This window comes from Marichromatium gracile, from assembly GCF_004343155.1.
GTDB lineage: Bacteria > Pseudomonadota > Gammaproteobacteria > Chromatiales > Chromatiaceae > Marichromatium > Marichromatium gracile.
The window spans coordinates 81,727-94,729 of the sequence record NZ_SMDC01000013.1 but is presented as its reverse complement, the minus strand read 5'-3'; the positions used below and the strand labels follow the sequence as shown (position 1 = coordinate 94,729).

General features: G+C 70.2%; 14 protein-coding genes. 6 read left to right on the top strand and 8 right to left on the bottom strand.

Annotated features, from left to right (window positions below):
* Positions 1-361 precede the first annotated feature (361 nt).
* From EDC29_RS15215 to glyA, 4 genes are all read right to left on the bottom strand, one after another.
* Positions 362-1,024: a riboflavin synthase gene (locus tag EDC29_RS15215; RefSeq protein ID WP_132230547.1), complete on the bottom strand. Its 663-nt coding sequence runs from the start codon at positions 1,022-1,024 to the stop codon at positions 362-364.
* Positions 1,025-1,097: 73 nt separating this feature from the next.
* Positions 1,098-2,195, bottom strand: a complete 1,098-nt coding sequence (gene ribD / locus EDC29_RS15210) for a bifunctional diaminohydroxyphosphoribosylaminopyrimidine deaminase/5-amino-6-(5-phosphoribosylamino)uracil reductase RibD (protein ID WP_123140395.1) — start codon at positions 2,193-2,195, stop codon at positions 1,098-1,100.
* A 25-nt stretch (positions 2,196-2,220) separates the two neighbouring features.
* On the bottom strand, positions 2,221-2,721 hold the full coding sequence (gene nrdR, locus EDC29_RS15205) for a transcriptional regulator NrdR (protein WP_123140396.1): 501 nt from the start codon (positions 2,719-2,721) through the stop codon (positions 2,221-2,223).
* Positions 2,722-2,804: 83 nt separating this feature from the next.
* Positions 2,805-4,061 carry a serine hydroxymethyltransferase gene (glyA, locus tag EDC29_RS15200; protein WP_123140397.1) on the bottom strand — a complete coding sequence of 419 codons (1,257 nt, stop codon included), beginning with the start codon at positions 4,059-4,061 and terminating at the stop codon, positions 2,805-2,807.
* Between the two features lie 206 nt (positions 4,062-4,267).
* On the opposite strand from glyA, the gene ubiG reads away from it, so the two are divergent.
* From ubiG to EDC29_RS15170, 6 genes are all read left to right on the top strand, one after another.
* Positions 4,268-4,993 carry a bifunctional 2-polyprenyl-6-hydroxyphenol methylase/3-demethylubiquinol 3-O-methyltransferase UbiG gene (ubiG, locus tag EDC29_RS15195; protein ID WP_123140398.1) on the top strand — a complete coding sequence of 242 codons (726 nt, stop codon included), beginning with the start codon at positions 4,268-4,270 and terminating at the stop codon, positions 4,991-4,993.
* On the top strand, positions 4,986-5,663 hold the full coding sequence (locus tag EDC29_RS15190) for an HAD family hydrolase (protein WP_123143464.1): 678 nt from the start codon (positions 4,986-4,988) through the stop codon (positions 5,661-5,663). The genes ubiG and EDC29_RS15190 overlap by 8 nt, the downstream gene beginning before the upstream one ends.
* Entirely contained in the window at positions 5,660-6,469 is an 810-nt protein-coding gene (locus EDC29_RS15185) for a squalene/phytoene synthase family protein (protein WP_132230546.1), read from the top strand. Before EDC29_RS15190 ends, EDC29_RS15185 begins: the two co-directional genes overlap by 4 nt.
* A gap of 117 nt (positions 6,470-6,586) precedes the next feature.
* A complete protein-coding gene (locus EDC29_RS15180; RefSeq protein WP_123140401.1) occupies positions 6,587-7,327 on the top strand; it encodes an SDR family NAD(P)-dependent oxidoreductase in 741 nt (246 codons plus the stop codon).
* Between the two features lie 12 nt (positions 7,328-7,339).
* Entirely contained in the window at positions 7,340-8,659 is a 1,320-nt protein-coding gene (locus EDC29_RS15175) for an MFS transporter (protein ID WP_123140402.1), read from the top strand.
* Between the two features lie 504 nt (positions 8,660-9,163).
* On the top strand, positions 9,164-9,658 hold the full coding sequence (locus tag EDC29_RS15170) for a DUF4124 domain-containing protein (protein WP_132230545.1): 495 nt from the start codon (positions 9,164-9,166) through the stop codon (positions 9,656-9,658).
* A gap of 356 nt (positions 9,659-10,014) precedes the next feature.
* On the opposite strand, the gene rnhB is transcribed toward EDC29_RS15170, so the two are convergent.
* From rnhB to fabZ, 4 genes are read right to left on the bottom strand one after another with little or no spacing between them, the layout of a single operon-like run.
* The gene (gene rnhB / locus EDC29_RS15165; RefSeq protein WP_123140404.1) at positions 10,015-10,599 is read right to left on the bottom strand and encodes a ribonuclease HII; all 585 of its coding nucleotides are present in this window, start codon (positions 10,597-10,599) and stop codon (positions 10,015-10,017) included.
* Positions 10,596-11,753, bottom strand: a complete 1,158-nt coding sequence (lpxB, locus tag EDC29_RS15160; RefSeq protein WP_123140405.1) for a lipid-A-disaccharide synthase — start codon at positions 11,751-11,753, stop codon at positions 10,596-10,598. Before lpxB ends, rnhB begins: the two co-directional genes overlap by 4 nt.
* 34 nt (positions 11,754-11,787) lie before the next feature.
* Complete coding sequence (lpxA, locus tag EDC29_RS15155; RefSeq protein ID WP_123140406.1) at positions 11,788-12,558, bottom strand: acyl-ACP--UDP-N-acetylglucosamine O-acyltransferase; 771 nt, start codon at positions 12,556-12,558, stop codon at positions 11,788-11,790.
* On the bottom strand, positions 12,555-12,998 hold the full coding sequence (gene fabZ / locus EDC29_RS15150; protein ID WP_123140431.1) for a 3-hydroxyacyl-ACP dehydratase FabZ: 444 nt from the start codon (positions 12,996-12,998) through the stop codon (positions 12,555-12,557). The genes lpxA and fabZ overlap by 4 nt, the downstream gene beginning before the upstream one ends.
* Positions 12,999-13,003 lie beyond the last annotated feature (5 nt).

The following is a 13,003-nucleotide window of genomic DNA, read 5'->3' as shown; positions in this document are numbered from 1 at the left end:
CTTTGCGGCAAGGTCCAGGCCTTCAGTCGCAATCGAGCTGCCTCAATCTCGCGCGGTGGGAGCTAACCACCACGGGGTGGCAAGATACAAGCCGCCAAGGGCGCGAAGGGATTCAAGCGGCCAGCCATCAGCGGCCAGCCGCCAGTGGAGGGACGGCCTCGACGATAGCGCCACTCACCATTCACTGTCAGCGACCGGTTGGCGTACGTTTTCGACCAACACTCGAAGACAGGCGGCCACTGGCGGCTGGAGGCTGATCGCTGGCAGCTCTTCTCCCCTTCGCGCCCTTTGCGGCTTTGCGGTTCAATCCGCTGGCGGCTGGCGGCTGGCGGCTGGCGGCTGAAAGCTGGCGAAGGCGGTCTCAGCCGAACCCGTGACGACTGAGGAAGTCGCGGGTGATGCGCTCGCCCTCGCCCGCGGGTGCGGCGGCCTGTTCGCCGAGCACCAGGCGTTCGAGATAGCGGGCGATCAGGTCGACCTCGAGGTTGACCCGGCTGCCGGCGCGATAGCCACCGATGATGGTCTCCTCCAGGGTGTGGGGGACGATGTTGAGTTCGAACACCGCGCCCTCGACACGATTGACGGTGAGGCTGGTGCCGTCGATGCAGATCGAGCCCTTGGGCGCGATATAGCGCGCCAGCGCGTCCGGGGCGCGGATGCGCAGCCGGGTCGAGCGGCCGTCGGCGCCGACCTCCAGCACCTCGCCCAGGCCGTCGACATGACCGCTGACCAGATGACCGCCGAGCGGGGTCGAGAGGGTGAGCGCGCGCTCCAGATTGACCGCGCCGCCCTGCCCCAGCGCGCCCAGGGTGGTCAGCGACAGGGTCTCGCGCGAGACATCGGCGGCAAAACGCGCGGCCCCCAGCTCGACTGCGGTCAGACAGACACCGTTGACCGCGATGCTGTCGCCGAGCGCGGTCGTGGAGAGATCGAGATCGGCGGTATCGATATGCAGCCTGACATCGCCGCCGCGCGGCTCCTGGCGCGCGATACGCCCGACGGCCTGGATGATTCCGGTGAACATGACGGACTCCTCAGCGATGACGCGCGACGGCGTCGAGGTTGACTCGGGGGACGAGGCGCCACCGACGCCGACGCTAGCGCGCCGACGGGCGCAGCAACAGGCGCAGATCGGGGCCGATGCGACGGACATCGACGAAGGCCAGCGCGAGCCGATCGGCCATCTGCTCGACACCGGGCAGGCGCGCCAGCCCGCGGGCGCAGTCACCCATCAGGTGCGGGGCGAGATAGACCACCAGCTCATCGACCAGCCCGGCGGCGAGCGCCGCCCCGGCCAGGGTCGGACCGCTCTCGATCAGCGCCTCGTTGACCTCGCGTCGTCCCAGCTCGGCGAGCAGCGCGGCGAGATCGACGCGCCCGTCGGCACCGCCGCAGACCAGCGTCTCGGCGCCGGCGGCAACGAGCGCGCGCTCGCGCTCGGGGTCGGGCGTCGCGCCGACCACCAGGGTGGTGCCGGGCAGCCCCAGCATCCGCGCCGTCGGCGGCGTGCGCCAGCGGCTGTCGAGCACCACCCGCAGCGGCTGCAGCACCGGATCGCCGGGCATCAGCCCGGGCAGCGCCTCGGGGGCGAGCCGGACGTTGAGGCTGGGATCGTCGGCGAGCAGGGTCTCGACCCCGGTGATGATCGCGCCGCTGCCCGCACGCAGCCGCTGCACGTCGGCGCGCGCCTGCTCGGAGGTGATCCAGCGGCTCTCGCCGTCGGCCATCGCGGTCCGGCCATCGAGGCTCGCGGCGAGCTTGCAGCGCACCAGTGGACGACCCGCGCGCATCCGCTGCACGAACCCCGGGTTGAGCGCCTCGGCGGCGGCGGCCTGCACCCCGACCAGGGTGGCGATGCCGGCGGCCTCGAGCCGGGCGATGCCGCGCCCCGCGACCCGGGGGTTGGGATCGACCATGGCGCAGACCACCCGACCGACGCCCGCCTCGACCAGCGCATCGGCGCACGGCGGGGTGCGACCGTGATGGCTGCAGGGCTCGAGGGTGACATAGACGGTGGCGCCGCGGGCACGCTCGGCGGCTGCGGCCAGGGCGTGGCGCTCGGCGTGCGGACCGCCGGCGCGTCGGTGCCAGCCCTCGCCGACCAGCACCCCGTCGCGCACGATGACGCAGCCGACGCGCGGGTTGGGCGCGGTGCTGTAGCGTCCCTGCTCGGCCAGACGCAGCGCGTGCGCCATCCAGGCCTGATCCGTAGGCGTGACCTCAGTCGGTGTCGCCATCATCGTCATCCGCTGCCACCGTCGCGCCGACCGGCTCGCGCTCGAGCCGTTCGATCTCGGCGCGGAAGGCGGCCACGTCCTCGAACTTGCGATAGACCGAGGCGAAACGCACGTAGGCGACCTGATCGAGCCCACGCAGCTCGTCCATCACCAGATCACCGAGACGCATCGAGTCGACCTCGCTCTCGCCACAGGACATCAGGGTGCGACGGATGCGCGAGAGCGCGGCCTCGATCTCGGCGGTACCGACCGGGCGCTTCTCCAGCGCCCGCATCATCCCCGAGCGCAGCTTATCGGGATCGAACGGGACCCGGGTACCGTCGCGCTTGACGATCCGGGGCAGGTTGAGTTCGGCGCGCTCGTAGGTGGTGAAGCGCTCCTCGCACACCACACACTTGCGCCGCCGGCGCACCTGATCACCCTCGTCGAACAGTCGTGAGTCGACGACCTTGGTGTCATGGGCACCACAGAATGGACAGCGCACGCTCTAGCCCTCCGACGCCGGCGCGGGGCCGGCGTCTCGATCGGCGCGCGCCGGGACGCCCTGCGACGCCCCGCGCACCGCCATCAGCAACCGTAGACCGGGAAGCGGCGACACAGCTCCACCACCTTGCCCTTGGCCGCCTCGATTGCGGCCTGATCGCCACGAGCGTCGATCAGGTCGCACATCCAGCCGGCGAGATCACGGGCCTCGGCGACGCCGAAGCCACGGGTGGTGATCGCCGGGGTACCGACGCGGATCCCGCTGGTGACGAAGGGCGACTGCGGGTCGTTGGGCACGGCGTTCTTGTTGACGGTGATGTTGGCCGCGCCGAGCCAGGCGTCGACGTCCTTGCCGGTGAGCCCCTGGGCGATGAAGCTGACCAGGAAGAGGTGGTCGTCGGTGCCGCCGGAGACGACGTCGAAGCCACGCGCGATGAACACCTCGGCCATGGCGCGGGCGTTGTCGACGACCTGCTGCTGATAGGTCTTGAAGGCCGGCTCGAGCGCCTCCTTGAAGGCCACCGCCTTGCCCGCGATCACGTGCATCAGCGGACCGCCCTGGGTGCCCGGGAAGACCACCGAGTTGAGCTTCTTCTCGATCTCGGGGTTGGACTTGGCGAGGATCAGGCCGCCACGCGGACCACGCAGGGTCTTGTGGGTGGTGGTGGTGGTGACGTCGGCGATGCCGACCGGGCTCGGGTAGACGCCGGCGGCGATCAGACCGGCCACATGGGCCATGTCGACCATCAGATAGGCGCCGACGGCATCGGCGATGTCGCGGAAACGCTGCCAGTCGACCACGCGCGAATAGGCCGAGAAGCCGGCGATGATCATCCGCGGCTTGTGCTCCTGGGCCAGACGCTCGACCTCGGCGTAGTCGATCTCGCCGGTGGCCGGATCGAGACCGTACTGCACCGCGTTGTAGATCTTGCCCGAGAAGTTCGGCTTGGCGCCGTGGGTGAGGTGACCGCCGTGGGCGAGGCTCATCCCCAGCACGGTATCACCGGGCTGGCACAGCGCCTGGAAGACCGCGGCATTGGCCTGCGAGCCCGAGTGCGGCTGGACGTTGGCGTAATCGGCGCCGAACAGCGCCTTGGCGCGATCGATGGCCAGTTGCTCGACCACGTCGACATGCTCGCAGCCGCCGTAGTAGCGCTTGCCCGGATAGCCTTCGGCATACTTGTTGGTCAGCACACCACCCTGCGCCTGCATCACCAGCGGGCTGGTGTAGTTTTCCGAGGCGATGAGCTCGACGTGCTCTTCCTGGCGACGCTCCTCGTCCTGGATAGCAGCCCAGAGCGCTGGGTCGTAATCACTGATCTGCAACTTGGTATCGAACATGATGATTATTCCGGGCAATGCAAAACGGGTTAGTTTAACGGATGATCGGGCCGCGCGTCGCGCCTTTGGAAACAAAAAGACACCCGACGCCACCCGGCGTCACCACCGCGATCGGCCAGATCGCGGTCGTGTCGTTTAGAATGGAGATCGATCGAACGCCGGAGACGCGCGTGCGTCTCACCCAACCCCGGGACCAGATAAAGACCATGACCGATACCATTCATAACGTCGACCAAGCCGAGATCAGCAAGTTCGAGGAGCTCGCCTCGCGCTGGTGGGATCCCGACAGCGAGTTCAAGCCCCTGCACGACATCAACCCGCTGCGTCTCGACTACATCGAGCGCGGCGCCGACGGGCTGGCGGGCAAGGAGGTGCTCGACGTCGGCTGCGGCGGCGGCATCCTCTCCGAGAGCATGGCGCTGCGCGGCGCCAAGGTCACCGGCATCGACATGGGCGCAATGCCGCTGCGCGTGGCCGACCTCCACACCCTCGAGACCGGGGTCGAGGTCGACTACCGCCAGGTGCCGGTCGAGACCCTGGCCGCCGAGCGCCCGGCGAGCTTCGATGTGGTCACCTGCATGGAGATGCTCGAACACGTCCCCGAGCCGGCCTCGGTGATCGATGCCTGCGCGCGGCTGGTACGCCCCGGCGGCAAGGTGTTCTTCTCCACCCTCAACCGCACCCCCAAGGCCTATCTGCTGGCGATCGTCGGCGCCGAGTACGTGATGGGCATGCTGCCGCGCGGCACCCACGATTATTCGCGCTTCATCCGCCCCTCCGAACTCGACGCCTGGGTGCGCCGCACCGCGCTGCGCACCACCGACCTCAGCGGCATGACCTACAACCCGCTGACCAAGACCTACCAGCTCGACGCCAGCGACCTCAGCGTCAACTATCTGGTGAGCTGCGTGCGCGACGACGCCGATGCCTGAGCCGGTGCGCGACGCAGCGGTACTGTTCGACCTCGACGGCACCTTCGCCGACACTGCCCCGGACATGGCCGCCGCGCTCAACCGACTGCGCGCGGCCCACGACCGGGCGCCGCTGCCGCTCGCCGAGATCCGCCCCTTCGTCTCGCACGGCGGGCGCGGCATGCTCGAGGTCGGCTTCGGGCTGCGCCCCGGGGACAGCGACTACGAGCCGATGCGCCGCGCCTTCCTCGATCGCTATGCCGAGGCGCTGGTGCGCGACACCGCACCCTTCCCGGGGATGGCCGAGCTGGTCAGCGCCCTGGAGGCGCGCGCCATCCCCTGGGGGATCGTCACCAACAAGCCGGGCTATCTCACCCGGCCGCTGCTCGAATGCATCGGCTATGCCGAGCGCGCCGCCTGCGTGGTCTGCGGCGACACCACGCCCACGCCCAAGCCGCACCCGCGCCCCCTGTTCCACGCCTGCGAGCTGCTCGGGGTCGACCCCGAGCGCTGCTGGTACCTCGGTGACGCCGAGCGCGACATCCAGGCCGGGCGCGCCGCCGGCATGGGCACCCTGGTCGCCCTGTTCGGCTATCTCGGGGCACACGACGACCCCGACGGCTGGGGCGCGCACGGCGCCATCGATCACCCGCTCGCGCTGCTCGACTGGCTGCCCGAAACCCCGACATGAGCGTGACCATCGCAGAGACCGCGTGGCGCTTCCCCAACGACGCCACCCCGCTCGGCAGTGCCCGCTACTACGCCCTGCGCTTCGCCCCGGCGACGCATCGCGATGCCCTGGCGCTGCTGGTGCTGTGGCACGCGCGGCTGCGCGCCATCCCCGGCGCGGTCTCCGAGGCGCGGATCGGGGCGGCCAAGCTCGACTGGTGGCGCGAGGAGATCGAGCGCTGCGCCAGCGGCGCGCCGACCCACCCGCTCGGCGCGCCGCTGGCGGCGCTGATCGCCGAGCAGGCGCTGCCGCTCGAGCCCTTCATCGAGGTGATCGCGCACCAGGACGCGCGCCTCGCCGCGCCCTGCCCGCCGCACTTCGCGGCCCTGGCCGCGCACGCCGAGACCGACCTCGGCGCACTGTTCGAGCTGCTCGCCCGCTGCGAGGGCGAGCGCTCGCCCGAGTCGCTGCGCGAGGCACGAGCGCTCGGCGCCTATTGCCGGCTGATCGCCGGGATCCGCGACGGCGGCTGGTGGTGGCGCCGCGGCCAGCTCGACTTCATCAGCGCCGATCTGCTGCCGAACGACCCGGAGCGGCTGCCCGAACGACTGCCGACGCTGCTCGCGACCACCGCCGCGCGTGCCGAACAGCTGCGCGCCGAGACCCAACGCGGCACCTGTCGCGCCCGCAGCGTACGCATCCGCGCCCGTCTCGCCCGGGTGCTCACCGCAGAACTCGCCGCCAGCGACTATGCCGTGGTCGACCAGCGCATCGCCCTGCCCCCGCTGCGCAAGCTCTGGCACGCCTGGCGCGAGCAACGGCGCTGAGCCATACCGGCAAGACGCAATGCCACGGGCGGCGTCTTGCCGCATCATTCGCATCCATCGACCCGGGCGCCGCAAGCGCTCGGGGCGGACCCAAACAGTCAGCGAGAGACACGACCCATGGAACAACAGAACCAACCACTCCAGGACCGCGTCATCCTGGTCACCGGCGCGCTCGAGGGCATCGGTCGCGCCGTCGCCATGGCCGCCGCCGAGGCCGGCGCCACCGTGGTGCTCTCGGCGATCGACGAGCACGAACTCGATCCCGTCTACGACGCCATCGAGGCGGCCGGGCACCCGCAGCCGGCGATCCTGCCGATCGACCCCGAGGCGGCCACCGCGGATGACTACATCGCCGTGGCCAACATCCTCGGCGACACCTTCGGCCGGCTCGACGGGCTCGCCCACTGCGCCGCCTTCACCCCCTACCTCAGCCGCATCGACGACTACGACGCCGAGGACTGGGAGCGGGTGCTCAAGGTCAACCTCACCGCCCCCTTCATGCTCACCCAGGCCTGCCTGCCGCTGCTGCGCGCCGCCGCCGACCCCTCGGTGGTGTTCACCAGCGATCGCGTCGGCCAGACCGGCAAGGCCTACTGGGGCGCCTTCGCCGCCGCCAAGTTCGGCCTCGAGGGGCTGATGCAGGTGCTCGCCGAGGAGACCAGCGAGGCCGGCCAGATCCGCGTCAACAGCATCGACCCCGGGGTGGTGCGCTGCGCCATGCGCGCGACCCTCTATCCCGGCGAGGACCCGATGCAGCACCCCGCCCCGGAGAGCGTGGTCGAGCCCTATCTGCGCCTGCTCGGCCCCGCCGGGCGCGGCATCACCGGGCAGCGCATCCAGGCCCAGCCGACGGCCTGACGGGATGCGGTGATGAGCAAGACCCACCCGATCGAGGGGCTCTACGACCTAGTCACCGGCGACGAGGACGCCCGTGTCTGCAAGGACATCCCCAGCGCCTCGTGCAACGATCAGCCGCGCAACTTCTTCGTCTATCTCGGCGCCAACCTGATGAGCAAGGTCGCCGACGAGCTCTCCAGCGCCAAGCTGATCCTGCCCTGGCTGTTCGGCTATCTCGGCGCCCCCGGGCTGCTGGTCGGCCTGCTGGTACCGATCCGCGAGGCCGGCGTGCTGTTGCCACAGCTGGCGGTGGCCGCCTACATCCGCCGCCTGCCGCTGCGCAAGGGGGTGTGGATCCTCGGCTCGGTGCTCTCGGCGCTGGCCCTGGCGCTGATGGCCGTCGCCGCGCTGACCCTGGAGGGCGCGCTCGCCGGCTGGACCATCATCGCGCTGCTGGTGGTCTTCAGCCTGGCGCGCGGGCTGTGCTCGGTCTCGGCCAAGGACGTCCTCGGCAAGACCGTCTCCAAGTCCAGGCGCGGCAACCTGATGGGGCTCTCTGCGGGGATCGCCGGGCTCGCCACCCTGGCGCTCGGTCTCTATCTGCAGTTCGTCGCCGACGCCCACGCCAATATCCTGATCTTCGTCGCCCTGCTGCTCGGCGGCGCGCTCTGCTTCCTGCTCGGCGCCCTGGTGTTCCGGTCGATCCGTGAACAGCCCGGCGCCACCGAGGGCGGCGGCAACGCCATCGCGACCGCGCTCGAGAGCATCGGTCTGCTGCGCAGCGACGCCGACTTCCGCCGCTTCGTGATCGCCCGCTCGGCACTGCTGAGCGTCGCCCTCGCCCCGCCCTTCTACGTCCTGCTGGCACAGGCGCAGAGCGGCGGCGACCTCTCCGGCCTCGGGCTGCTGATCATCGCCAACGGTATCGCCGGCAGCCTCAGCGCACCGCTGTGGGGACGGCTCGGCGACCGCTCGGCGCGTCTGGCGATGGCCCTCGCCGCCGCCCTGGCCGGCGCGACCGGGCTGCTGACCTGGGCGCTGGCGACCAGCGCCAGCCCGCTGCTCGCCGACCCGCTGGCCTTCGCCGGACTCTTCCTGGTGCTCGGCATCGCCCACGCCGGGGTGCGGCTCGGCCGCAAGGTCTATCTGGTCGACATGGCCACCAGCGAGACCCGTGCGGCCATGGTTGCGGTCAGCAACACCGTGATCGGCGTGGTGATGCTCGCCGGCGGCCTGATCGGCGTGCTCGGCGACTACTACGGCGCGGCCAGCGTGATCCTCGCCCTCGCCCTCGGCGCGCTGTTCGCCGCGCTCTACGTCATGCGGCTACGCGAGGTCTCGGAGCCTGACTGAACGTGGCCACCGGCCGGAAAGGTTGAACCGCAAAGCCGCAAAGGGCGCGCAGGAGAAAAAAGCCTCCAGCAGTCAGCCTCCAGTCGCCACGGGCGAGCGCCCTCGACAACAGCACGGCTTGGGCGCCAGTGTTTGAGGACAGACAGCCGCTGGCGGCTGGTCGCCGTCAACCTGAACCGCTTCGCGTGCTTCGCGGCTTTGCGGTTCAATCCGCTGGCGACTGGAGGCTGGCGGCTTATTCCCCTTTGCGTCCTTGGTGTCTTCGCGGTTCAATCCCCTGGTAGCTGGTAGCTGGTAGCTGGTAGCTGGTAGCTGGTAGCTGGTAGCTGGTAGCTGGTAGCTGGTAGCTGATCGCCGGCACCTTGAACCGCTTCGCGTTCTTCGCGGCTTTGCGGTTCAATCCACTGGAGGCTGGAGGCTGGAGGCTGGAGGCTGGGGGCTGGAAGCTGGAGGCTGAAAAATTCCTTATGCTCGACAGACCGTCATCGGAGCGCTGGAGGCATCATGTCCCGATCCCGTCACCTGCGACTGCTGGTGATCGCAGCATGCTGTTGCGCGCCGGTACGGGCGGAGGTCTATCGTTGCGAGGACGAAACCGGGGTGCGCTATCAGCAATCGCCTTGCGAGCGTGGCGAGCACGCGCGCCGGATCGAGACCGAGCCGGTCGACCGCACCGAGGCCGCGGCCTCCGAGGCACGCGCCGCACGCATCCGCGCGCAATTGGAGCAGGAACGCGCGCGCGATCGCGCCGAGGCCGAGGAGCGCCGGGCGCGCAAACTCGAGGAGCGACGCGTCGAGGCCGAGGAGCGCCGCGCGGCGGCGGCCGAGCGCCGCGCCGAGATCGAGGCGGCACGTCCGACGGCCCCACCAGCGATCTACCTCACCCCACCGCCGCATCGCCCGCCACCCTGGGTGCGACCACCCCACCCCCGACCGGAACCGCCCGAACCGGAACCCGAGACCAAGCCCGGCTTTCGGCTGACCCCGCACCCGGGATAGTACGGCGAGACGAAGCAGCCAGCAGCCAGCAGCCAGCAGCCAGCAGCCAGCAGCCAGCAGCCAGCAGCCAGCAGCCAGCAGCCAGCAGGATTGAACCGCAAAGATACCGTCTTGTCCGTCAACCGCCGACCATGCAACACCAGCCTCCCCGACTGGAGGCTGGAAGCTGATCGCTGGAAACTGGTTCGAACCGCAAAGCCGCGAAGCGCGCAAAGTACATGATGTGTGATGTCGGCGTGAGGCCACAGGCGGCGCGGGTCCGTACCCACTGGTGGCTGATCGCTGGCGGCTTATTCCCCTTCGCGTCCTTTGCGGCTTTGCGGTTCAATCCGCTGACGGCTTTCCCCCCGCCCCGATCACTCCGTCTCGAGCAGTCGCTTGACCGGGCCGAAGCCGCGGCGGTGGGTGGGACAGGGGCCGAGGCGCTGGAGGGCCTCGATATGGGCGCGGGTGGGATAGCCCTTGTGGCCGGCGAAGCCGTAGCCGGGGTAGTCGCGCTCGTAGTCGAGCATCAGCCGGTCGCGCGCGACCTTGGCGATGATCGAGGCGGCGGCGATCTCGGGCACCAGCGCATCACCGCCGACCACGGCGCGCGCCTCCAGCCCCGCGGGCAACTCCGGGCAGCGATTGCCGTCGACCAGCACCAGACCGGGGGCGGTGGCGAGCCCCTCGACGGCGCGACGCATCGCCAGCATCGAGGCGTGGAGGATGTTGAGTGTCTCGATCTCCTCGACGCTGCCCCAGGCCAGCGACCAGGCCAGGGCGCGCTCGCGGATGGCGTCGTAGAGCGCCTCTCGGCGCTTGGCGCTGAGTCGCTTGGAGTCGTCGAGTCCGGCGATCGGGCGACTGGGGTCGAGGATCACCGCGGCGGCGGCGACCGGGCCGGCGAGCGGGCCGCGGCCGGCCTCGTCGACGCCGGCGGTGAGGACGGGGGCGGTCATCTCGGGGTCTCTCCGATCAGGTCGAGCACTGCGCGCGCGGCCTCGCGGGCGGCGTCGCAGCGCAGGTCACGGTGGATACGGGCGTACTCGCGCTCGATCTCGGCGCGGCGCGCGTGATCGTCGAGCAGCTCGAGCAGCGCCGGGGCGAGCAGCTCGGCGCGACAGCGCGACTGCACGAACTCGGGGGCGAGTTCGCGCCCGGCGAGCAGGTTGGCCATGGCGATGTGCGGCACCTTGACCAGCCCGAGCTGCTTGACCAGGTGATAGGTCAGCGGGTGGAGACGGTAGCCGACCAGCATCGGCCGCCCGAGCAGCAGCGCCTCGAGGGTGGCGGTCCCCGAGGCGGTGAGCACCACATCGGCGGCGCTCATCGCCTCGCGCCCCTGGCCCTCGAGCAGGGTCAGGGGGAGTTCGGGGGCGCAGCGCTGCAGCTCGGCACGGAAGCGCTCGCCGACCCGGGCGTTGATCAGCGGCACCACGAAACGCAGCTCGGGCCGCGCGGCATGGGCCGCGCGGGCGGTCTCGATGAAGGGCGCGGCGAGGCGCTCGACCTCGCCCAGACGACTGCCCGGGAGCAGCGCCACCAGCGGCGCCTCGGGGTCGAGCCCGAGCTCGGCGCGGGCGGCTGCGCGATCGACCTCGAACGGGATCTCGTCGGCCAGCGGGTGACCGACATAGCGTGCCGGCACGCCGTGCTCGCGCAGGAAGCGCTCCTCGAAGGGGAAGATGCTGAGCATCAGGTCGACGGCGCGGCGGATCCCCTTGACCCGCCCCGGTCGCCACGCCCAGACGGTGGGGCTGACCAGGTGCACGGTGCGGATGCCGGCGTGCCGCGCGCGCCGCTCGAGCCCGAGGTTGAAGTCCGGGGCGTCGACCCCGATCAGCACCGCCGGGCGCTCGCGCAGCATGAAGCGCAGCAGCTCGCGACGCAGCCCGAGCAGCTCGCGCAGCTGGCCGAGCACCTCGGTCAGGCCCATCACCGAGAGCCGCTCCATCTCGAACAGGCTCTCGCAGCCGAGCGCCTGCATCCGTGGTCCGGCGACACCGACGAAGCGCACCCGGGTGTCACCGAGCTGGCGTTGCAGCTCGCGCACCACGGCGGCGCCGAGCAGGTCGCCCGAGGGTTCATTGGCGACGATGCCGATGGTCAGCATGACAGAGGACTCCGCGAGGGGGCGCGACCCGAGGTCAGCGCACGATGCCGCGCGCGCTGGCGGCGATGAAGTCGATCAGTGGGCGCAGCTCAGGGGTCTCGGTGGTCATCGCGGCGATGCGCTCGAGCGCCTCCTCGCGTCTGAGTCCGGCGAGATACAGGCTGCGATAGGCGCGCTTGATCGCCTGGATGGCCGCCGGCTCGAAACCGCGCCGACGCAGCCCCTCGCTGTTGATGCCGTGGGGCGCTGCGGGATGACCGCCGACGGTGACATAGGGCGGCACGTCGCGCCCGAGCACCGAGCCCATGGCACAGAAGCTGTGGGCGCCGATGCGGGTAAACTGGTGGACGATGGTGAAACCGCCGAGGATCGCCCAGTCCTGCACCTCGACATGACCGCCGAGCGAGGCGGCATTGGCCATGATCACGTCGTTGCCGATACGGCAGTCGTGGGCAACGTGGGTGTAGGCCATCAGCAGGTTGTCGTCGCCGATGCGGGTGACGCCCTGGTCCTGAACGGTGCCGCGATGGATGGTGACGAACTCGCGGACCTGGTTGCGATCGCCGATCTCCAACCGGGTCGGCTCGCCGGCGTATTTCTTGTCCTGCGGATCCTCGCCGATCGAGGTGAATTGGAAGATGCGGTTGTCGCGCCCGATCCGGGTCGGCCCGCGCACCACCGCGTGCGGACCGATCCGGGTCCCGGCGCCGATCTCGACCTCGGGGCCGATCACCGCGAAGGGGCCGACCTCGACCCCGGGGTCGAGGCGGGCGCCCGGGTCAACGAGGGCGCTGGGATGGATCAAGCAGTGAAGTCCCGGGCGGTACACATGATCTCGGCGGTGGCGACCACCTGGTCATCGACCCGGGCCTCGCCGTCGAACTTCCAGATGCCACGACGCACCGGACCCAGTCGCACCTCCATGATCAGCTGATCACCAGGCTCGACCGGGCGCTTGAAGCGGGCCTTGTCGATGCCGACGAAGTAGTAGAGCGATTTCTCGCCGACCTGTTCGGGACGTGAGGCCATCGCCAAGAGCCCCGTGGCCTGGGCCATGGCCTCGACGATCAGCACGCCCGGCATCACCGGACGCACCGGGAAGTGGCCGGTGAAGAAGGGCTCGTTGATGGAGACGTTCTTCATCGCGATCAGATACTCGTCGACCTTGTAGTCGAGCACCCGATCGACCAGCAGGAAGGGATAGCGATGCGGCAGCAGACTCATCACCTTGTGGATGTCCATCATCTTGC